This window comes from Alterotamlana spongicola (assembly GCF_035818475.1).
Lineage (GTDB): Bacteria > Bacteroidota > Bacteroidia > Flavobacteriales > Flavobacteriaceae > Cognatitamlana.
The window spans coordinates 312,721-334,618 of record NZ_JAYMGV010000002.1; the positions used below are offsets into that span (position 1 = coordinate 312,721).

A 21,898-nucleotide genomic window follows, 5' to 3' on the forward strand; every position below is an offset into this window, starting at 1 on the left:
TGTTAGCTAAAAATTTAAATAATAAAAAAATACGCCAATAGTTAAAACTAAAGGCTAAAAGGAAAATAAAATGGCTTACGATAAATTCACAAAATTAACAAGTACAGTAGTTCCGTTACCCATTGAGAATGTAGATACAGATCAGATTATACCGGCTCGTTTTTTAAAAGCGACTAAACGCGAAGGTTTTGGAGATAATTTATTCCGTGACTGGAGATATAATGGTGATGATACCCCTAAGGAGGATTTTGTTTTAAACAACCCTATATACTCAGGGAAGATATTGGTAGGAGGAAAGAATTTTGGTTCCGGATCTTCAAGGGAGCATGCGGCATGGGCTGTATATGACTATGGTTTTAGATGTGTTGTATCAAGTTTTTTTGCTGATATATTTAAGAACAACTGTTTAAATATAGGCGTTTTACCGGTACAGATCAGCCCTGAATTTTTAAACGAAATTTTTGAAGCTGTTTATGCTGATCCTAAAACAGAGTTGGTTATTGATTTAGAAGCACAAACTATAACATTGCCATCATCAGGTGCTCAGGAATCTTTTGATATTAACGGGTACAAAAAAGGAAATATGTTGAATGGTTTTGATGATATAGACTATTTACAAAATATGAAAGGAGAGATTGAAGTATTTACAGAATCTCGTCCTTTCTAATTAGGATTTATTATAAAAGAATTGAAAGGTTAAAAAAGCGTTTTATTAATGAATATAAAACGCTTTTTTGCTTAATAAAAATTTATCATTTCTATTTGTTTTCCTTTGTAATCACTTACATCTGTAGATTTAAAGAAAAAAGAAAAATTAGTGGTTTTATCGTTATTAAAACCTATGTAATCATATGATATGGTTGAGTTTTTGGGATTAAACATTCTTTTTATGTTTGGTTCGCCTAATGAATTTATTACATTATTCATGTTGAATATCTCATTTTCAGAAGAAAAATCACCAATATTATAAATTTGATATGGGTAAGCCTTACCATTTGAGTCTTTAACATTATCGATATTCCATGAAGTGCAATATGCTCTAATTGCTCCTATAGTTTTTGAATCGTTTTCTGTATATATAGCCAGTCCTTTAGAATAATAAAACCAACTTTCTTTTTTTGTTTTTTTATTTTTATAAATCCACTCAGGTGAGCCTAAAAGAGTCAAAGCCTTTTCAGTAGTGTCATAATCGATTTTAAGTCCTTCAACTGTTGCAAAATCTTTAGTGCCATGTTCATAAAAATTAACAACAGATGTTTTTGATATGCTATTGTTCTTTTTTCTATTGAATGTGATAGAAATTTCCCCTGTGGATTCTTTTAAAGATGAGACATAATAATAGCAGTTTGATTTTTTTAACACTCTTATATCTGGATTATCAGATGTAATACTAATTTTTGAGCACCTGCCTTTTTTAGTTTTTATCACTATTCCATCATCAACAAAGACATGTTCCTTGTCAATATTTAATTCCTCAAAAGTTTTCATACTTCCACAAGAATTAAACAAAAGAAGTAAAAAGAATGGTTTTAATAAATATTTTATAATTTTCATATAAGGCTTGTGTTTATTGCATAAATATAGGTATTTATAAGTAGTATTTCCCTGTTAATTTAATCTCTTTTTTTATATTTGTTTACTTATATTTTTAGAGTTTAAAAGCAATAAAAGATGCTTTATAGATCGGTTTAAAATATGAAAAAAAAGAACATAGAAATAATGGATACGACATTACGCGATGGTGAACAAACCTCGAGTGTGTCGTTTTCTGCTTCTGAAAAGTTAACCATTGCTAAACTCTTACTTGAAGAATTAAAAGTAGACCGAATAGAAATTGCATCAGCAAGAGTATCAGAAGGGGAGTTTCAGGCGGTTAAAGATATTACAGAATGGGCTTCTGAACATGGTTATTTAGATCAGGTTGAAGTTTTAAGCTTTGTAGATAAAGGTGTGTCTATTGAATGGATGATTGAGGCCGGCGCCAAAGTTCAAAACTTACTAACTAAAGGCTCATTAAACCATTTAACTCATCAGCTTAAAAAAACTGCTAACCAGCACTTTAAAGAAATTTCAGAAGTTGTTGAGCTGGCCACTGAAAAAGGTATTGACACCAATGTGTATTTGGAAGATTGGAGTAATGGTATGCGAAACTCTAAGGACTATGTCCATGAATTTTTAGAGTTTCTTTCTACACAGCCAATTAAGCGTATTATGTTACCGGATACTTTGGGGGTTTTAACGCCTAAAGAATCTTTTGATTTTGTAAAAGAGATTAAGGATACGTATCCGGATTTGCATTTTGATTTTCATGCACATAATGATTATGATCTGGGCGTAGCTAATGTGATGGAAGGGCTAAAAGCCGGAGCTGATGGTTTACACCTTACTGTTAACGGTATGGGAGAACGTGCCGGAAATGCACCCATGTCCAGTACTATTGCTGTTATAAATGATTTTATGCCAGGTATTCAAATGGGTGTTAATGAAAAGGTATTGTACACGGTCAGTAAATTGGTAGAGAATTTCTCCGGTGTTATGATACCGGCAAACAAGCCTATTATTGGCGCCAATGTATTTACACAAACGGCCGGAATTCATGCTGATGGTGATAATAAAAAGAATCTTTATTTTAGTGATTTAATGCCTGAAAGGTTTGGGAGAACCAGACAGTATGCATTAGGAAAAGCTTCAGGAAAGGCAAATATACAAAAGAATTTACAGCAATTAGGGCTTCAATTAAATGATGAAGACCTAAAAAAAGTGACACAACGTATCATTGAGTTAGGTGATAAAAAGCAGGTGGTAACCAAAGAAGATCTACCATATATCATTTCGGATGTTTTAGACTATAACTACGAAGAAAAAATCAAGGTTAATTCCTATGTGCTGACACATTCTAAAGGCTTAAAACCATCCACTACGGTTTCAATTACCATAGAAGATGAAGTTTTTGAAGAACATGCACAGGGAGACGGACAGTTTGATGCGTTTATGAATGCCATAAGACATGTTTTCAAAAGAAAGAAGATGGTGTTGCCGGATTTAATTGATTATGCGGTTAGGATTCCTCCGGGCAGTCATTCTGACGCTTTATGTGAAACCATTATTACCTGGAAAAATTCAGAAAAAGAATTTAAAACCCGTGGTTTGGATTCTGATCAAACCGTATCTGCAATCAAGGCTACAGAGAAAATGCTAAACATTATTATTAATTAGTAAAGAGATTAGTAAGTCCCGTTGTCCTAAGTTTGTGAAAAGGATAGGGAACACCCAAATAATTTAAAATAGAATTAAAAATTAAAATATAAAACAATGAAATTTAATATAGCGCTTTTAGCCGGAGACGGAATAGGACCGGAAGTTATAGATCAGGCCGTAAAGGTTAGTGATGCCGTTGCTAAAAAATTCGGACATGAAATTACATGGAAACCAGCCTTAACAGGTGCTGCAGCCATTGATGCTGTTGGAGAGCCTTATCCGGATGAAACCCATGAGATCTGTGCTAGTTCTGATGCTGTTCTTTTTGGAGCTATAGGGCACCCACGTTTTGATAATGACCCATCTGCAAAGGTGCGTCCGGAGCAGGGGCTTTTAAAAATGCGTAAAAAATTAGGTTTATTTGCCAATGTACGTCCAACGTTTACATTTCCTTCTCTTATAGATAAATCGCCATTAAAGCAAGAACGTATTGAAGGTACTGATTTAGTGTTTTTACGTGAGCTGACCGGTGGTATTTATTTTGGTGAAAAGGGAAGAAGAGATGAAGGCGAAACGGCTTATGATAACTGTGTTTATACCAGAAAAGAAGTACAACGCTTAGCTAAAAAGGGATTTGAATTGGCTATGGCACGCTCTAAGAAATTATGTTGTGTGGATAAAGCTAACGTATTGGAAACATCACGTTTATGGAGAGAAACGGTTCAGGCTATGGAAAAAGATTATCCTGAGGTTGAAGTGAGTTATGAATTTGTTGATGCCGTGGCTATGCGTTTGGTACAATGGCCAAATAGTTATGATGTATTGATCACTGAAAACTTATTTGGTGATATTTTAACCGATGAGGCTTCAGTAATTTCAGGATCTATGGGATTAATGCCGTCGGCTTCAATGGGGGCAGAAGTGTCATTATTTGAACCGATACACGGATCTTACCCGCAAGCTACAGGATTGAATATAGCAAATCCTATGGCTACTATTTTATCTGCTGCCATGATGTTTGAAACCGCTTTCAATTTACAGGAAGAAGGAAAAGCTATCAGAGATGCCGTTAATAAGGCTTTAGCTGAAGGTATTGTCACAGAAGATTTAGCTGATGGTGGAAAAGCCTACGGAACCAGTGAAGTAGGGGATTGGCTAGCTGCTAATATCTAAAACATGAATAGATAAGGAATTAACCTTATAATAATACCAACTTTAAAATGGATTTAGTAACTTTATGCTAAATCCATTTTTTTTGGTTCTTTCCCTAAGTCAGTGTAAATTTAAAAATTGTACAGGACACAGTACAGTGAAGCGAAGAATCTTAGGAATCTAATTTATCAAACAGCTCCGTTATTTATTGTAATACTGTCGGCAGTTCAAAAATCTCCAGGTCAAAATAGGGAACTGCTGCAATAACATGATCAAAAATATCGGCCATAATATACTCGTAGTTCTCCCAGCGTTTATCACTACTAAACGCATAGATCTCTAACGGAATACCTTGGGTTGTTGGAGCCAGTTGGCGTGCCATGATCATCATATCTTTATTGACGGCGGAATGACTGTTTAGGTAAGCATCTATATATTTTCTAAACACTCCTAAATTAGTAAGATTCCTACCGTTCAACAATAGCGTCTTATTGACATCATTTGCGGTATTATAAGCCGTGATATCCTTTTGCCTAGTTTCCAAATACCCGGTTAAAAGTTCAATATCTTTAAGCTTTTCAATGGTTTCAGGCGTTAAGTATTTTACAGTATTTTGTTTGATAAATAAAGCTCGCTTTATACGCCTGCCATCAGAATTGGCCATACCACGCCAGTTCTTAAAAGAATCAGATATTAATGCATAAGTAGGAATGGTAGTAATGGTTTTATCAAAGTTCTGAACTTTTACGGTAGCTAAATTGATCTCAATAACATCACCATCAGCACCATATTTTTCAAAGGTTATCCAATCGCCTATATGAACCATGTCATTTATAGCTACCTGAATACTGGCCACAAAGCCTAAAATAGTATCCTTAAAGACTAAAAGTACCACTGCAGAAATAGCACCCATTCCGGTAATAAACTTGACGTACGAGATGCCGGTCACAATGGCTATGGCAGATAAAAACCCAACAATCCAGGCAAATATCATAAAGACCTGTATATAGCTGTCTATAGGTTTGTCTTTAAACCTAGGCAAGGTTTTTAAATAGTCTTTTATGGTATTGAGAATGCTTCTGACCACCCATAGGGTCAATAAAATAGCAAAGACCTGTAAGCCTTTTTCAACAATGATCTCAAAATCATAAAAATCTTCGAAAATATCGGGAATAAATTCCAAGGCGACTAAAAAAGGTACGATATGCGCAATATTTCTGGGGACTTTATTGGAGACCAGTAAATTATCAAAATCGGTTTTTGTACGCTGAGAGAACTGTGTAAATGCCTGTATCAGCAGCTTCCTGATTACAAAATCAATGATAAAAATGAGCAGTAACAAGGCAATGAGCAACAGCAATACATTTAAGTATTTGGCTGTGGTTTCTGGAATGCCCGCTGAAACCAAAAACTCATAAATTAAATGTTTTAATCTATTCATTTGGCTTTAAGTTTTTAAGATAAACCCTATCAACATAAAACGTTCCAAATGGGATTATAGAGGCTACCAGTACGATCAGAAACTGTTTTTGAGTCCAGGCAAATTCTTTTTTTAACAGAAAAGCCAATGCTACATAGGCTACAAATAATAGGCCATGAGGCATCCCCAGTAACTTTACATATTGTGGGTCATCGGCTAAGTATTTTAGAGGCGTTGCTATAAACAGTAATAAGATATATGATACTCCTTCTAAAAGTGCGACTAGCCTAAAAATATTAATGAATGAAAACATATGATTTATTTTTTGTGCAAAAGTAAATCACATCGAGCTAATAAGCGTTGTTTTTAAGACTTTTTTATATGGCGTTGAAAATGATGAGTCCATAAATAGCAAAGCGCAATAAACGCAAAGACCCGTATATCACAACATTTTTAAAAGGAAATTTAATAATACCGGCCGCTATACAGGAAATGGAAAAGGGTAGTGGTAACAGGGCACCAACCACAATGAGAAAACCACCCCATTTTTTGGAGTTTTTAAGCTGTTTTTCCATTTTAACCTCTAAATAATTATGTACCGAAGGAAGCTTAGTTATATAACGTCCCATCCAGTAGGCTAACAAGCCACCGCCATAAGACAGTATAGCTAGAACACCTAAGAACAACCAGGAATGGACCATTTTATCTGCCCAGGCAATAAAAATCTCCGGTGGCACCAGTCCTAAAAACGTTTCAGAAACAAAAAAGAAGCCTAAAACACCGTAAACCGGAAGGATTTCAGTTAACTGAACCAGCGCCTGATTTATATTAAAAAAATAATTAACCGTATAAAGCGCTATAATAATAGCAATAATATAGGGCAATGCTTTTTTAACGGCCTGCCAAACAAAAGTATAAAAACCGGTATAACAATAATACTGATGCAGTAAATGTATACGTGATTTTGATGATTTTGTTTTTACTCTAGGTTTCATGATAGTTGTTAAACGGGCCTGCAAATATAGGTGTAATCGATGTAATACAGTAATTTATTTATGTTTTTTGAATAGTTTTAACATTATAAAAGGAGGGTGTTAGTTTAGTTTTAAAATATTCTATTTTACATAATATAAATTATAGTACATTTTACAACAATTAGCGAAATAGCGCTTTTTAGCGATATTTGACATAATTACAGATATAACGGCTTTAGACTTATATCGATAGTAATTATGACAAGCTAATTGTGGCTTCGTAGTTATATTTATTAATGTGTAACGTACTATAATTTGTCGTTATGTAAAATTGCCGCGCCCAACCGCTTTATTGTTTTTAAAAAATTAAATGCTTTATGGCATTTAATTTTAAACTCAATTTGCCAACGCTTGGCCACACCAAAAAAAGCTATAACTTTTACTATTAATTATAATTCTCGTATTCGATAATAATCCTGCAATATTTTTTTCTACGGCATTCTCGTAAAGCGTTCCGCAAGAGTACAAAATTACTCTGCGAGATAATTTCTGTACACTTGCTCAAATTCTACAATTATTCAACATTTTTAAAAGATTGCTTAGAACTAACTTGAAACCTTTTAATTATTAAGAATATGTATTGCTAGTCCTCTAAAATACGTACGCTCATTCACCTATTGTTTTGACCAAAGTTTTCTGAGGCCGTTTTGCCAACGCTTCATCTGGGTAAAAACGCATTAGTTCTATTTTACATAATGTTGAGTACTATTTAACTTGAAGTTATAACCATTACCTCTATGTTTTTCCTTGGTCATAGAATATCCCAATTCAAATGCATAAAGTTTAGATTCTGACTCTATTGATGCGCTCTTAAATATTCTATTTTTATATCCAGTATCGGGAATCTTAATTGAAGAAACACAAGCTAATTCTTTATCTACATACCCAAAAGCAAGTAATTTAGCACTTTTGACCCTGTTCATTAAAGTCTTTAAATTTACTTGTCCTCCATCTTCTACTAGCTTAAAAAAACTAGTTAATTCCTCTTCAGTGCAATCATTTGGGGCTAATACTCTTATTTCCATTTATAAAATTTTATCCAAATCAATCATATTCGATGAACCAAATAATTTTTCAGCATACTTAACAGATGCATCAGAAGGTTTATGAAATAAAACTATAAGATTTTTCTTTGCTCTTGTACAACAAACATAAAATATTTTCCTAGTTCTCTCTAAAACAGATTCTCTATCGGTTCTGTTTTCAAATAAGTATTCAAAATTATATTGAGACCAATTCCCATTATCTAGAACTAAAAAAACATTATCAAATTCAGCTCCCTTAATATTGTGTTGAGTTGAAAATAAAGTATATCCCTCAACATATTCAAATAAGTTTATTATCTCTTGATATTTAAGTTTCTTAACCCTATTGTAGATATAAGCTTTGTTTGTAATAAAATCAATATAATCATCATCATTGCTTTTAATAATATTATTATCGTTAGAAAATTTGATTACATCTTCAATAGAAGAATTATTCATACTACTTAAATTCTCAATAGCTTCCTTTAATATTCTTTTGTGGCTTGCTTTAGTAATCCTATAATCAGTTTTTTTTATGAAAGTATTAAATTCTTTTGTTTGATATAGCTTAATACATTCCTGAATTTTCATTAGGTGAGAAATTAATGGGTCAATTTTGTAACCCTTCTTTTTGGCATCTTCACTATTTATCTTTTTACTACTAATTAGCTGTTCTTTGTCTAAATATATTTTTCGTACTTGCTCATATGGATAATCAAGTGCTTCCTTAAATAAGTCTGGGTTCTCTAAAATGAAATTAAATTGACCTTGAGTAGGTATCAATTTCTTCAAAACATTTCCATAAGGTTTAACAATTAAATTTAAAATCTTCGTATAAGTTTTATCTGGGTCAGAAATATCGACATCATTTTCTAACTTTTCTAAAATCTTAGTAAAGGTTAATTTTGCTTTGGTTATTGTATTAATTAATTCATTAATCACTTCCTCAAAGCTTAATTCCGTGAAATCAGTAGTAATGTCATTATCCTTAATATATTTAGTTATACGGCGTTTAAATTCATCACCTGAAAATATTTTATCCTTATTATATATTTTCATAAGTTCTGGAAACCCAGCTTTAGGTGCAATAAGTGGATTTGTTAAATAGAGTTCTTTATTTTCTTTAGGTTCATTGAAATCAAATTCTTTAAAGTATTTAAGTGCCATTATTTTATCAAAATCCAATTCATCTTTTAATGAGTACAAAAATTTAATATTTCCTTCAATAACATCTCCATTAGCATTGCGATTCGGAGGTTTCTCCTCTTTGTCAGCAGGTATTTGTATTAAACCGTCATTTCTAATTTCATTTGCTAAATCAATTACTAACTGAGGATTTCTCCTATTTGCAGTTTTTTCAACTTCCTTAACAGCTTTATCATCTCCGACGTATTCATCTATATCTCCAACTGCTCCCAAGCTTTCATAAATTGATTGAATTTTATCGCCAAAAAAACCTAAAATGTTTTTTTTCTTTGATTTGGGTAAATATTCTAAAAGAATATTTATTACACTTTTATTGGTATCCTGATATTCATCAATCAACAAGTATTCATATTTGTCTTTTAATATGTCTTGTAGCAATGAATATTTTGAAAACATATATTCAGCAATAATTATTACTTCATCGTGAGAAATAACTCCTTTCTCAAGTTTTTTGATTTCACGATATTGAATTCTATCTATTTTTTCAAAATAGTCAAAATCCAATTTCAAACTTCCACTATATCTAATTCCAGTTTTCTCTTCTGCTTGTTCTTTTTCTATTAATTCTATAAGGCACTTTTTTAGATCTTCTTGGTAAGTTTTAATAATATCCCAAAGAAAGTCATGAATTGTAGAAACTCTTAAGTTTTCATATGGTGCACGTTCCTTGATTTCTGCGACAGCAACATTTGTATAGGTTATACAAGCTATTTTTGCCATTGGTTCTTTTTCATAAATGGATTTTATAACTTCAATTAATGAATACGTTTTTCCACTTCCTGCACCACCACTTAAAAGAAAATTATTACCCTCTTTAATATGATTAAGAATTTGCTCTAGTTCTGTAGCCATAATAATCCTTCTTTAATATATTCTGGAATAAACCAATCTTCAAATTTGTCATCACTATAATAAAGAATGTCTAGTGCAAAAAGCGTTTTACCTTTTAAGCATTTTTCAGCTATTTTATAAAAATCATTTCCATTAAGTTTTTTCTTATTCTGCAAACTTTTAAAAACCTTCTTATTATTTTTAAGGAAATATAAATTCAAATTAATAAACGCATCTTCAAAGCTTCTGGCATTATAACCATACTCATCAATTTGATAAATTACTAAAAGATTACCTTCTTTATCTTCGACCCATTCTTTATCATCACCTTTTTTAAGAATGGTTTTCTTGAAGGTTTTATTTGTGATTAGTTTTTTTTGTAAATCTGATATTGAAGGTTTTTTATAAAACAGATTCAAAGTAGGATTTTTTGTTTCTGTACCATCAACGACAGGACATTTTTGTAATTGCTCTTTATCTTTACCTTTTTTGGTTTGTTGAACTTTACCTTCTTTTACAACTTTTATTTTTTCACAAGAGTCTATGTCTGTTATGATTAAGCTTTTAATACCAAGAAAATCAATGAATTTTTCAAAAATGTTTGCATAGGCTCCTCCAACTTCAATAACAGAAATGTTTTGAGATAATAAAGGAACAATACCATTTGTTTTATTCAAACTCTCTCTTTCTATATCAAGCTTTTTCATCATAGCAGGAAGTAACAATCTTTCCGTATCTCCTTCGATAAAAACAGCTTTTTCAGAAAAAAATAGTTCTGCTCTATTAAGTGTAAGATACTTTTTTAGAAAATTAAAATTCTCAATTTCTCCATTGTTTTTATATTCCTTTTCAAGCTCCTTTAAACTTCTAATTTTAGCTTCATAAGGATTATGTTTAAATAGATATTTAATATCATTAAAATCACTTTCAGCAACAATGTGTGAAGAATGTGTACTGATAACTGTTTGTAAATTAATTTTAGCTTCACCTTTTAGTATTGCTCCTTCTTTTAGGACATCTTTTATATTCTTAATAAATATATACTGCATTTGAGGGTGCGTATGAGCTTCAGGCTCCTCGATAAATAACAAATTAATGTCAGCTGGAATTTCTTGTATTTTATTAGTTTGCTTTTCCTTTTTAAAATCGTATAAAATAACTTCTATTTCGAAAATCATTGCAATAAGGTTCATATACCCTAGACCATTATAATCTTCTGGTAAAAGCTGTATACCATTGTGCCTATACATAACAGATGTGTTCTCTTTTAGAATATTTTTTTCTTCTAAAGTAGATTTAACTTCTATTATAGAATCTCCTTTAACTAGTCCTCCAAATCTGCCAACTTTATCTACTATTCTTTTAAAAACTTTTTCATAAACAATATTTAATCTTTCGTCAGTTTCATTAAGCTTTTTCTTTAATTCTTTGGTGTTGTCTTCGTCATCTTCTGAATTTGAAATTTTATCATAATACCTAGATGACATCTTCGAAAGTGTTCTATCTGATTTACTGGTTTCCCCTCCTTCATTTTTAACATCTCTTTTCGCACCTATACGTTGAAAGTTAATGATTCTCCTAATTAAGTTTTTGTCAGTTATTAATTCCGTATTATCCTTATTATCAAAATCAACAGCTTTCTTCTGTATTTGAAAGTAACCGTTTTTGTGATTCTTCATTAAGAAATATGTTATGTCATCTCTTCCTCCTTCTTTTACAAAAAAATTAAAGTCTTTTTTAAGTCTTACAAATCCTTCATATTCCATTGCATAATGAAAAGCTAAAAGAACAATATTGGTATCGGGCTCAAGGTTAAGCATTATAGAAGAAATGTTGGTAAGGTCATCTATCTCATCATAGTGTATTTCAAGAGTCATACTTAAACCAAAATAAAAATCTTCAGATGTATCGGGTTCTTTTACTAAAGTCTTTAATTCTTGTTGATATTCTATATTAAAATCATCAAATGAAAAACTATTTTCATCCTTAATTAAAAATCTTTCCAATATTGAAAGAAATGATGTTTTACCGCAATTATTTTTACCAATTACCAAAGAAAGTTCATCTTCCAAATCGATTGTAAAATCCTTTAGTAATCTGTAATTCTTAATTTCTATTTGTTTAATTTTCATACATAAATAATTTAGCCTTATAGTATACACACCTATAAAACAATATTAGTTTGAGATAGCACTTAGGGAAAATTATAACTCAAAAGATAGTCTCTCAAATATAGAAAATTTTAACAAGTAACTTTCTACGGAATCCCGTAATTAATTGAAAATTAGTAGAGAATATTCCCATTCCATACACATTCCCACTTCACTCCTATCGTCGCTTCGGGCAAAGCGTATTCCATTACATTTTTAAAGAAACATTTGAGAAGAAAAAAATTAAAGAAACATTTGTCTTTGGGAAAGCTTTTAACCAAAGCTCAAGTTACATAACGCGGTACATTATAGTACACTTTTAATATTGGATTATCCAGCGGATGATTCAATATTAAAACAACATTTAGTTACAGGCTTGAATGTTAGTTACTATGTAGCTATAATTAGCCATTATGTAAAATTGCCGCTGCCAAACGCTTGATTGTTTTATAAAATCAAATTGTTATCACAATTACGATATGTCTAGTGCCATGGCAAAATTATATGCCTCAAAAGTGGCTATGGAACACACCGTTGAAGCAGTGCAAATTCATGATGGTAATGGTTTTGTTAAAGAATACCATGTGGAGCGTTTAATACGTGATGCAAAAATTACACAGATTTATGAAGGAACTTCTGAAATCCAGAAAATTGTGATTTATAGGAGTATTATTAAGGATTAAGTAAAGCTTTTCTGTTAAAAATAATTTTAAAACCAGCATGTATGCTGGTTTTTTTGTAATTTGTATTGTGTTATAATTATATTATTTAGTACAATAAACTTCATGCGCAATTTGTTTATAGTTTTTACTATGCTATTTAATGGCTTTCTTCTTTTAGTACAAAACCAGCAAGATATCTCTTTAGCAGCGCAAACATCAATATCCCAAAAACAAGTCTCATCCAAAAAACTTCTTGATCTTTCTCTCAAATATGCTAACAATGAACCCGAAAAAGCGAAGAAATATGTTTCACAGGCTATTACAGTTGCAAGAGAAGAAGGTGACAAAGAAACAGAAACCAAGAGTCTTTATCAATTAGGGGCAATCTATATACGGCAGGGTAATTATGATAAAGCGATGGTTTTTTTTGAAAAAGGCATAGAAAAATCCAAAGAAATTATTAACCAATTCCTTACCGCTCAAGGCTTTTACAACTTGAGTCGTTTTTATGAGTCGAAAAATGATTTTGCAAAAGCACTAACATATCTTGAGCAAGCTAGAGAGATATATGAAAAATTAGGAAAGAAAAAAAACATAGCATACTGCCATATCTCATTCGGAAGGATTAGACAAGAACAAGGAAACTATGAGGCCGCATTAAGCAGCTTTTTTATATCGCTACGGATTAATGAAGAATTGGATAATCAAAGTGGGATATCCGTTATTAAATCTAACATTGGCCATACGTATATGTTAATATCCAAATTTGATGATGCTATTAGGTATTTTAAAGAAGCCTTGATTATAGATTATGCAAATAATGATCAAGAGGGTATTCTCATCAATATGATAAACTTGGGAGCAACCTACCAAAAAATTGATTCCTATAAGGAAGCCTTGAACAACTATAAAGAGGCATTAATTATTGCAAGACAACTAAACTATAAGGAAGATGAGGGAATTCTGTTAGGCAATATTGGATCAACCTTAAAAAGCCTAGGCCATTTTGAAGAGAGCTTGACTAGTTTATTTTCTGCCTTAAAGCTTGAAGAAGAAAACAACTACAATAAAGCCCATACCCTAAACGATATAGCTGAGACCTATCTTGCCTTTAAAAAACCTAAAGAAGCATCAAAATATGCACAACTAGCTATTGATACTTCCTTAAAAATAAATGATCCAAGCCAATTGAGATATGCATATCACAACCTCGCCAAATCTTTTAAAGAGCAAGGAAATTATAAAAAAGCTTATCCCTTGTTAGTCAAATCTTATGCAATTAAGGACAGTTTGTTCAGTCTCAGCAAAGAAAAGCAAATGGGGCAATTGCAATTAGCTTATGAAACAGAAAAAAAAGAGCAAGAAATAGCAGCCTTACAACAACAAAAGCAAACCGCTGATTTTAGACGAAACACCTATTTAGTTTCTGGATTATTAATAACGGCTATATTATTCCTTTTATACAACCAACAACGCCAAAAAAGTAAAAAGAACCGTCTTTTATTTGAAAAGGAGCATCAACTTGCCAAAATGAAAACCAATTTTTTTTCTAACATTTCTCATGAATTCAGAACACCACTTACTCTTATACTAGGACCTATTAAAATTTTAAAATCTGGGGTTAAAAATGCTAAAATGAGTTATCATTTAGATGCAATGGAAAGAAATGCTAGTAGGCTATTGTCATTGATAAACCAATTGCTTGACCTGTCTAAGATAGAATCAGGAAGTTCTATATTAGAGCTGACTGAAAGCGATATTGTTTCTGTAATAAAAGGAGTTTCTATGTCATTTCAATCCAAAGTTGAAGCAAAAAAAATCGAATTAATGGTTACATCAGATGTTGAGCATTTACAGGTCTATTTTGACCGTGAAAAAGTAGAAACAATTCTAATAAACCTAATAACAAACTCTTTTAATTTTACACCTAATAAGGGTAAAATTAGCGTAAGTCTCGAAGTCATTGAAGACACACAACATAAACAGCATTGTAAAATTGCTGTTAAAGACAATGGCAAAGGAATACCTAATGAGGATATCGATACCATTTTTAATCGATTTTACCAAAGTAGTAATCAACAAGATAGTCAATATGATGGTAGCGGTATTGGCTTAGCGCTCACTAAAGAATTAGTAGAATTACACAAAGGGTCTATAAGCGCTTATAGTAAAGAAGGAGAAGGAACCGAAATTAACGTAATGCTTCCGCTTGGAAAAGCCCATTTTAGCGAACAAGAATTTACACAGGTGCTTAAAAAAGAAACACCCAAAACAAGCAATGTTTTAATCAAATCGATTGAACAACCAGATTTTGCTTCAACCAATAGATCAGAAGCTTCTTCTCCAATTTTATTGTTGATAGAAGATAATGCCGATGTGATGCAATATATAAAAGAAATTCTTGGCGACACTTATCAAATTTTAGAAGCCAAAAATGGTGAAGCAGGTATTGAAATTGCCAAAGAACATATTCCTGATTTAATTATTAGTGACGTAATGATGCCTAAAAAAAATGGGTATGAAGTTTGCAAAACTTTAAAACAGGATGAAAAAACCAGTCATATTCCAATAATTTTACTAACAGCTAAAGCATCGTTAGATGATAAAATGCAAGGATTATTGAGTAAAGCAGATACATACCTAACCAAACCCTTTGTACCAAAAGAATTGTTAGTACGGATACAAAATTTAATAGAGTCTAGAGAAAAATTAAGAATAAAATATAAAAAAGAAGGGGTTTTAAAACCAAAAGACATTACCGTAAATTCTATAGATGAAAAGTTTTTAAATAGGCTTATTGAATTAGTAGAATTTAATATGTCAAACGAAAATTTTGGAGTAACACAATTAAGTATAGAAATTGGCATGAGCCGATCTCAATTACATCGAAAATTAATAGGATTGCTAGATCAAGGCCCAAGCAAATTTATGCAATCATTTAGATTGCAACGAGCACATGACCTATTAAAACAAAAAGCAGCTACTACTTCCGAAATTGCTTATCAAGTTGGTTTTGGTAGCCCATCTTATTTTACAAAATGCTTTCGTAAACATTTTGGATACACCCCAACAGAAATTCAAAATCAAACAAGTAAAAGCTAAACTTCTTCCGTTCATATAGCACAACCCTTTATTTGCGACAAAAATTACAGCATTTGCTACAATTCTCATAGGTGTGGCGCTAACGCAGACACTTACTTTGTGCTATTAACTAAAACGAGAAGAAATCATGAAAAAAGAAAATAGCAATTTTAATGAATTTTCACTATTACTATTTGTGGTATTAAGTATTACTTTAGGTAGTTGTACTTACGTTGAAATAATAACTCCAGAAAATGAAATATTAGCAGCCATTGAAGAAGAAATAGATACTACAAACACTAAAATTCATGTAGATCAAGGAAGTGTTGGTTTAGTTATAGACACACGAAAAATATTCAAAAAAGGGTATGTTGCTACCAAAGCTAAAATTTCCTTTCAAGATTATGGAAAATTCAATACAGAACTAGATATTGATGAATATACAAACCTTGCTATATTTTCCGTTTTGAATGATTCACTTAGTGCTGAGGAAAAAACAAGTTTCGCAAACGGAACACCATTAGAAATTATAATAACAGATACAGATGGTACATTAACAACATATAATAGCAATAATCAAGTATTAGATAGCTCAAATCTTCCATTAAAACTTCAAACAGATAAAGAATATATAAAAACACCTTTAACCTTAAATGAAGAAATACCCTATCTTATTATGGTTGAAAACATTTCAGGAGTTCTATCTACTGATGATTTTATTCAAGGCAATAAAGTTGTACATTTCAAAGTTAGTGCCTATGATTTGTATAACAGTAGTACAACATTATATCAACAATTTTATTTCCAGCCTGTTTACGATAATAATAATCAAATAATCGACAATAAATTTAAAATTCGCCTAAAAACGTTAGGTCTGGATGATGGATTTGGTTGGATGGGGTTATACAATGAATGTGGCGAAACTGTTGATGATATTGATTTTAATTGTACAAGCTTTGAAGTAACAGACACTAATGAAGAAAATGCAGCAATTTTTGAGCTTGTAACCTACCCTGATGGATGGAGTAAAATACGTTTAGCAGGCTCTGAGACTGCTACAGAAATGTATGGTCGTTTATTTGATAACACTTCTGGTTTCATACAATTTAATTCTACAAATACGCCTGATAGATTTAGATTAATTGCTGATAATATTGAATGGCATATAGAAGACTTGGGAACAACATACAACCAACCAATTATTAAACCTGCAAAATTAGATTTTGCGTATAAGGCAACATTAAAAAATTGCTCATCTGCAGAATTAACTGAAGAAATAGGAAGGACAGAATCTAAAAGCAGAACAACAACTTTTAGTACTACAGAAAGCTTACAACTGTTTTCAAGTGAATCATACAGTTATGGGTTAACATTAGGTGTTGAAGTAGCTGCTAAAGTTGGTGGTGAGGTTTGGGGAGGTACCCTTGAAGTAACAACTAGCGCAGAACAATCACAAGAATTCACCTATACATCATCAGAAACAACAACTAGTGAAAACACCGTAGAAACATCTACTACAACTACTACTGAAGTCTCTCGCGTTAGAACATTAAATATACCAGCATATACATGGATAGAAGCCTATGATGCTGTTAAATCTGTTGATAATGTAATTACGCCATTTGTACAAAAGGCAAAAATTTCTGGCAAATACAAAATAGGTAGTAATGCCGTATTAACAGGTCCTGAAATACTTACTCAAATACAATTCAATTTTTTTGAAGGAGTAATCCACAAAGTTGAAGACGACAATATAGAAATTACAATAAAAGGGAAAGCTATAATGGATGAATTGTTCTCTTCATCAACTGGAGTAAATGATGTTCCTGGAGGTTGTAGTAATTAAGAAAATAACATTCTTGATTATTACCCCGCTTCCAAATTACATCAGTATACGCTGAGGAATTGAGTAACTAAAATGATAACTGATTTTTAAAAAAGCATCATGTAAACTTTTAATGCGTGATGCGAAAATTACTCAGATTTACGAAGGTACTTCTGAAATCCAAAAAATTGTGATTTCTAGGAGTTTGATAAAAGAATAAAACTCCTAATTATATTTGTTTTTTGAGGATTACTTTTCTTTATTTAACATAATAACTACTTAACTAATCTAAAAAATAATATTTATAATCATTCCACACACATTCCACTACGCTCCTATCATCGCTTCGTAAAAAGAGTGTTCCATTAACAAAGTCGTATAGAAGCATTTGCCAAAAAAAATAAAGAATAATATGTAATGTACTTTCGCTTTTATCCAAAGCTCAAGTTACATAACGCAGAACATTATAGTACACTTTAATATTGGATTATCCTGTGGATGATTCCATATTAAAACAACATTTAGTTACAGAACAGATTAGATATGTGCGACTGTGTATCCATAAATGTACAAGCTAATTCTGGCTTCTTCAGATCATACATTATTGTTCCGTCTTAAAATAAGCCGTTTTTAACTTATTGATAATTTCTGTACTCACCCAATAAAAGTTTGATAATCCCCCTTCTTCGTTATATCTACCAAAAAATAAATATTTACCATCTGGAGTAATACTCGGGCATGTTTCAGCAAAATTAGTATTTACTTCATTTCCAAGGTTAATTGGTTTTGACCATGTGCTGTCCTTTTTCTTAAAATAAACATAAATATCGCTTTTTCTTTGATCATCTTCTTTGTTTCGAGCATTTACTACTAAATAATCTTGAGATGGAGAGATAAAGCCGTGAAAACCATATTCAAGACCAACTTCGTGTACTTCGGGAAATTTGCCATTTTTGTTAGGGGCATAATACATTTTTCGTTTTGACACATTAGTATAATAAAGATCGCCGTTTTTCGCTTCATTAGAATAAAAAACAAAATCATCATTTATAGGTGAATCAAGCTGTATTGCATTGCTCCATGAATTCTCTAAACGTTTTACATACCAAGATTTAACGGATTCTTTATGGTGGGGTGATGTAAATGAATCATGGGCTGTAAAATGAATTGTTTTACCATTTGGACTTACAAACGGATGCATTTCTCCAACTTTTTTGCCTTTAGTGAAATTTGTTTTTTTAGGACTGGCCCATTTTTCACCCTCGAGTTTTGAGAAATAGATATCCGGATCTTCTCCTTTTATATTAGCCGAAAAATAGACTTCATCTAAATCTGGAGAAAACGAAATACCATGCTCGTACCTTCCATTTATCGAAATAATTCCGGGAGCGAAAATTTCAGGAATTAAACCTGGTGGCTTTTGTCCTAAATAGGAGCTTTCTATAGTTGGGGACTCACGATTTTTTGAGTTCTGTTTTTTAGTATTGCAGGCATTTAAGAATAGTACCAATACAAGTATCAAAATAGCATACGTTTTTTTCATTGTTTTTATTTTTTTTCTGTCCATAAGTGAGCATGGTAAGATGTAAATAGACAATAAATATCTCAATTTACGAGATGGCTCTTAATAATTTAGGAAGATTTTAACTAGCGGTTTTTATCCATTTCACATAGATTCCCACTTCGCTCCTATCGTCGCTTCAGGCAAAGCGTATTTGCTCGCCACGCCTTATTTGATAAATAAGTACTCAAGAACCTTCCAGGTTTCATTACTGTTGTCAAAGAAACTTTTGGAAAGAAAAAAATAAAAAAGATTAGTAGCTGTAAAAGCTTTTTGTTCCATAATCAACCACTTATGTAAAATGGTTTTATAACTATTATTAATCGTGTTTTATGGTACTGAATTATATATTGTTTTCAAAATCCATACTTTGATGTAATACACGAATTATTAGAATATCAATATCTGTAGTCAGATAAAAAATGGTATGCTATTTATATGAAAACCTTTTTAATAATAACACAAATTCTGATGCATCGCGTCCAAGACTAGTATTATCAGCTAGAATTTGAAAATGTGTGTGTATTCCTAATAAGTACGTCTGGGCTTGTTTTAACCCAAATGTTTCAATACCATACTCATACATTTTGGCAAGATCAGTTTCGGCTTTACCAGATACTCTATAAACGCCCATCAGCTCGCATGCCTTCTTCAACTTCCTTCATAATATCAAGAACAGATTTAGTACTAACACCACTATCCATACCGTCTGTTATAGCGGCTTTAAGTGCTGAGAATTTAGCGTTTTTTGCCTGATCACGTCTTACTAAATCACGAATGTATTCACTGTCATTAGTAAATTCTCCCATTGTAATTCGTGACTTTATCCATTTATCTTGCTTTTCCGTAAGCGTTATTGTTTTTCTAATTGTTGACATAATACACGTGCTTAAATAATCATACTATTGGTGTAATATAGCGCATTTCATTGAATATTACAAAAATTGGAGCCTGTAAATTTATGCATTGATAATCATTACCATTTCATACCCATTTTGTCTCACTCCTCTGCCCTTTCAACAAAAAGAGTATTTACTCACACTCGTTATTCTAATAAATTGGTACTCGTGAACCCATCGGGTTTCATTACATTTTAAAGAAACTTTTAGAAAGAAAAAAATCAAAGAAAGTAGTAGCATATGCCTCGCTTTTACCAAAGTTCAAGTTACATAATGCGGTACATTAAAATTCATTTTCAATATTATAATCTGACATTATATAAAATTGCTTTATAAAACTTTTCAACTTGGAATTTTATTGTAATCGATCTTATGAAAAATATATATTTTCATAATTAAATCATTTTGCAATATTATTATTTATTTTTTTTAAATATCTAGTTATGGGCACAATTGATATAAGAATAATAAATCCTAATACGATCAATAATATTCCAAACCCTAATAGTGAAGATTCAAGAACTTCGGTATGCGGTTTAAGTACTAAATTCAATTTAGAATGTAAGCTATCAATAGCTACACTTAGCTCTTTTGCTTTTTTTAAACTTAAAAGAAAGCCCCCACCCATGCCCAAACATAAAATTGATGGAACGAATAAACCGTAAGCCGATAAATGGGTCTTTGCTTCTTTTAATAAATATGCTATAACAGCACCCGCAACTCCTAAAACAAAGGTTACAGATTTTAAAACTATATCTAAATAGAATTTATAGAGTTCTGTTAAAACACCAAACTCTTGAAATAAACTTGAATTTTCCATTGATCTTATTTAATAAAATGTAAGTTATAATTCTATATTATGCCAAATACCCAAAAAAACGTAGCAATTCCTTTTAATACTCAGTACTAACGCCATCGAATCAAAGAAAACCCAAGGCCAAAAGTAGTTTGTTTATGGTTATAGTCTATGAGATTTTCGCCATACCCATGAAAAACTTGTAAATGCAGATGCAAATTGTCCACAATCTGGAATCCATAATGGAGACGTAGGCTCCCTCTATTGTTATTGCCAGTATTTAAAGAATGTCTAAATGCAAGGCTAACATTATGTTTGTTTTTAGAAAAAGCGGTCAATAATTCGGCACGGCCTATATAATTCTCAATATCCGGATTATTATCTTCAATAGAATCTTCCTGAATACGTATCCATGGATTCAAAACTATACTCCAATTTTTGGCTTGCCAACCGGCTTGGAACATAATACGGTTCCAACTTCGTGAATACGGATTGGACCGACCATTGCTTTGATGATTATATCCACCTGCAAGATAAACTCCTTCCAATCCAAAAATTTTGTAGTCTACGGGAAAGACAATAAGAGCTTCAGGTTCATAATTTGTTTCCCTAAATGGTCTTGAAATTAAACCATTATAAAGCTGCCATTTGGATAATTGAGTATAGGCAACCCACAGATCTATTTTTTGTTTCTTGTTTTTATTAATACGAAGCACCCTGGTTTTAAAACTTAATTGAAAAGTAAACTCTGCATTGTTAAACTCTGTGGGCGTAGTGACCGTATTTAAAGGATTACCGCTTTGTGGGCTATTGTTAATATCATCAATATAGTTCAGAACCAAAAGATAGACGGGTTTATACGGTAATATTTTAAAGGTTTTAGCGGTATCATTTTTAATCAACCACCGCTCACTTAAACTTGAATTATTAAGGTTTACTAATTGTTGTTTCCCTTGGCCATTCACAGGTGCAATCCATAACAGCCCCAATAACACTGTTACAATTTTGTATTTCTGATATTGATTCATCAACCCTAATGTTTTAAAAAATTGTATTGC

General features: G+C 31.7%; 17 protein-coding genes and 2 pseudogenes. 7 read left to right on the forward strand and 12 right to left on the reverse strand.

The genetic code is table 11. The annotated features are described in order from the left end of the window. Positions 1 to 70 precede the first annotated feature (70 nt). Positions 71 to 667 (forward strand): 3-isopropylmalate dehydratase small subunit, encoded by a 597-nt coding sequence (gene leuD / locus VOI54_RS13765; RefSeq protein ID WP_326283421.1) that lies wholly within the window; start codon positions 71 to 73, stop codon positions 665 to 667. 71 nt (positions 668 to 738) lie between these two features. Here the strand turns inward: leuD and VOI54_RS13770 are convergent, their stop codons facing one another. Next, positions 739 to 1,554: a hypothetical protein gene (locus VOI54_RS13770; RefSeq protein ID WP_326283422.1), complete on the reverse strand. Its 816-nt coding sequence runs from the start codon at positions 1,552 to 1,554 to the stop codon at positions 739 to 741. A 141-nt stretch (positions 1,555 to 1,695) separates the two neighbouring features. Between VOI54_RS13770 and VOI54_RS13775 the strand changes: the two genes are divergently transcribed. Both VOI54_RS13775 and leuB read left to right on the forward strand, forming a co-directional pair. Further along, the gene (locus VOI54_RS13775; RefSeq protein WP_326283424.1) at positions 1,696 to 3,216 is read left to right on the forward strand and encodes a hydroxymethylglutaryl-CoA lyase-like TIM-barrel protein; all 1,521 of its coding nucleotides are present in this window, start codon (positions 1,696 to 1,698) and stop codon (positions 3,214 to 3,216) included. Positions 3,217 to 3,312: 96 nt separating this feature from the next. Further along, positions 3,313 to 4,371, forward strand: coding sequence for a 3-isopropylmalate dehydrogenase (leuB, locus tag VOI54_RS13780; protein ID WP_326283425.1), 1,059 nt, complete (start codon positions 3,313 to 3,315; stop codon positions 4,369 to 4,371). 184 nt (positions 4,372 to 4,555) lie between these two features. On the opposite strand, the gene VOI54_RS13785 is transcribed toward leuB, so the two are convergent. From VOI54_RS13785 to VOI54_RS13810, 6 genes are all read right to left on the reverse strand, one after another. Then, complete coding sequence (locus VOI54_RS13785; protein WP_326283426.1) at positions 4,556 to 5,791, reverse strand: mechanosensitive ion channel family protein; 1,236 nt, start codon at positions 5,789 to 5,791, stop codon at positions 4,556 to 4,558. Continuing rightward, positions 5,784 to 6,083 carry a DUF3817 domain-containing protein gene (locus VOI54_RS13790; protein ID WP_326283427.1) on the reverse strand — a complete coding sequence of 100 codons (300 nt, stop codon included), beginning with the start codon at positions 6,081 to 6,083 and terminating at the stop codon, positions 5,784 to 5,786. Before VOI54_RS13790 ends, VOI54_RS13785 begins: the two co-directional genes overlap by 8 nt. A gap of 64 nt (positions 6,084 to 6,147) precedes the next feature. Next, on the reverse strand, positions 6,148 to 6,765 hold the full coding sequence (locus VOI54_RS13795; protein WP_326283428.1) for a YqaA family protein: 618 nt from the start codon (positions 6,763 to 6,765) through the stop codon (positions 6,148 to 6,150). Between the two features lie 722 nt (positions 6,766 to 7,487). Next, positions 7,488 to 7,829, reverse strand: coding sequence for a hypothetical protein (locus VOI54_RS13800; protein ID WP_326283429.1), 342 nt, complete (start codon positions 7,827 to 7,829; stop codon positions 7,488 to 7,490). Continuing rightward, on the reverse strand, positions 7,830 to 9,887 hold the full coding sequence (locus VOI54_RS13805) for a UvrD-helicase domain-containing protein (protein ID WP_326283430.1): 2,058 nt from the start codon (positions 9,885 to 9,887) through the stop codon (positions 7,830 to 7,832). Continuing rightward, complete coding sequence (locus VOI54_RS13810; RefSeq protein ID WP_326283431.1) at positions 9,872 to 11,998, reverse strand: ATP-dependent nuclease; 2,127 nt, start codon at positions 11,996 to 11,998, stop codon at positions 9,872 to 9,874. The genes VOI54_RS13805 and VOI54_RS13810 overlap by 16 nt, the downstream gene beginning before the upstream one ends. 485 nt (positions 11,999 to 12,483) lie before the next feature. Here VOI54_RS13810 and VOI54_RS13815 point away from each other — a divergent pair. The 4 genes and pseudogenes from VOI54_RS13815 to VOI54_RS13830 form a co-directional block, all read left to right on the forward strand. Then, positions 12,484 to 12,699, forward strand: a pseudogene (locus VOI54_RS13815) (acyl-CoA dehydrogenase family protein); the annotation flags it as partial. Between the two features lie 129 nt (positions 12,700 to 12,828). Further along, positions 12,829 to 15,780 carry a tetratricopeptide repeat protein gene (locus tag VOI54_RS13820; protein WP_326283432.1) on the forward strand — a complete coding sequence of 984 codons (2,952 nt, stop codon included), beginning with the start codon at positions 12,829 to 12,831 and terminating at the stop codon, positions 15,778 to 15,780. Between the two features lie 127 nt (positions 15,781 to 15,907). Further along, positions 15,908 to 17,605 carry a hypothetical protein gene (locus VOI54_RS13825; protein WP_326283433.1) on the forward strand — a complete coding sequence of 566 codons (1,698 nt, stop codon included), beginning with the start codon at positions 15,908 to 15,910 and terminating at the stop codon, positions 17,603 to 17,605. A gap of 83 nt (positions 17,606 to 17,688) precedes the next feature. Beyond that, a pseudogene (locus VOI54_RS13830) lies at positions 17,689 to 17,804 on the forward strand (acyl-CoA dehydrogenase family protein); the annotation flags it as partial. A gap of 381 nt (positions 17,805 to 18,185) precedes the next feature. Here VOI54_RS13830 and VOI54_RS13835 read toward each other — a convergent pair. The 5 genes from VOI54_RS13835 to VOI54_RS13855 all read right to left on the reverse strand — a co-directional run bounded on the left by VOI54_RS13835 (position 18,186) and on the right by VOI54_RS13855 (position 21,868). Further along, positions 18,186 to 19,127, reverse strand: a complete 942-nt coding sequence (locus VOI54_RS13835) for a TolB-like translocation protein (RefSeq protein WP_326283434.1) — start codon at positions 19,125 to 19,127, stop codon at positions 18,186 to 18,188. A gap of 448 nt (positions 19,128 to 19,575) precedes the next feature. Further along, positions 19,576 to 19,779, reverse strand: coding sequence for a type II toxin-antitoxin system RelE/ParE family toxin (locus tag VOI54_RS13840; protein ID WP_326283435.1), 204 nt, complete (start codon positions 19,777 to 19,779; stop codon positions 19,576 to 19,578). Further along, entirely contained in the window at positions 19,766 to 20,023 is a 258-nt protein-coding gene (locus tag VOI54_RS13845; RefSeq protein ID WP_326283437.1) for a type II toxin-antitoxin system ParD family antitoxin, read from the reverse strand. Before VOI54_RS13845 ends, VOI54_RS13840 begins: the two co-directional genes overlap by 14 nt. A 421-nt stretch (positions 20,024 to 20,444) precedes the next feature. Then, the gene (locus tag VOI54_RS13850; protein WP_326283438.1) at positions 20,445 to 20,864 is read right to left on the reverse strand and encodes a hypothetical protein; all 420 of its coding nucleotides are present in this window, start codon (positions 20,862 to 20,864) and stop codon (positions 20,445 to 20,447) included. An 86-nt stretch (positions 20,865 to 20,950) separates the two neighbouring features. Beyond that, positions 20,951 to 21,868: a phospholipase A gene (locus VOI54_RS13855; protein WP_326283439.1), complete on the reverse strand. Its 918-nt coding sequence runs from the start codon at positions 21,866 to 21,868 to the stop codon at positions 20,951 to 20,953. Positions 21,869 to 21,898: the final 30 nt, after the last annotated feature.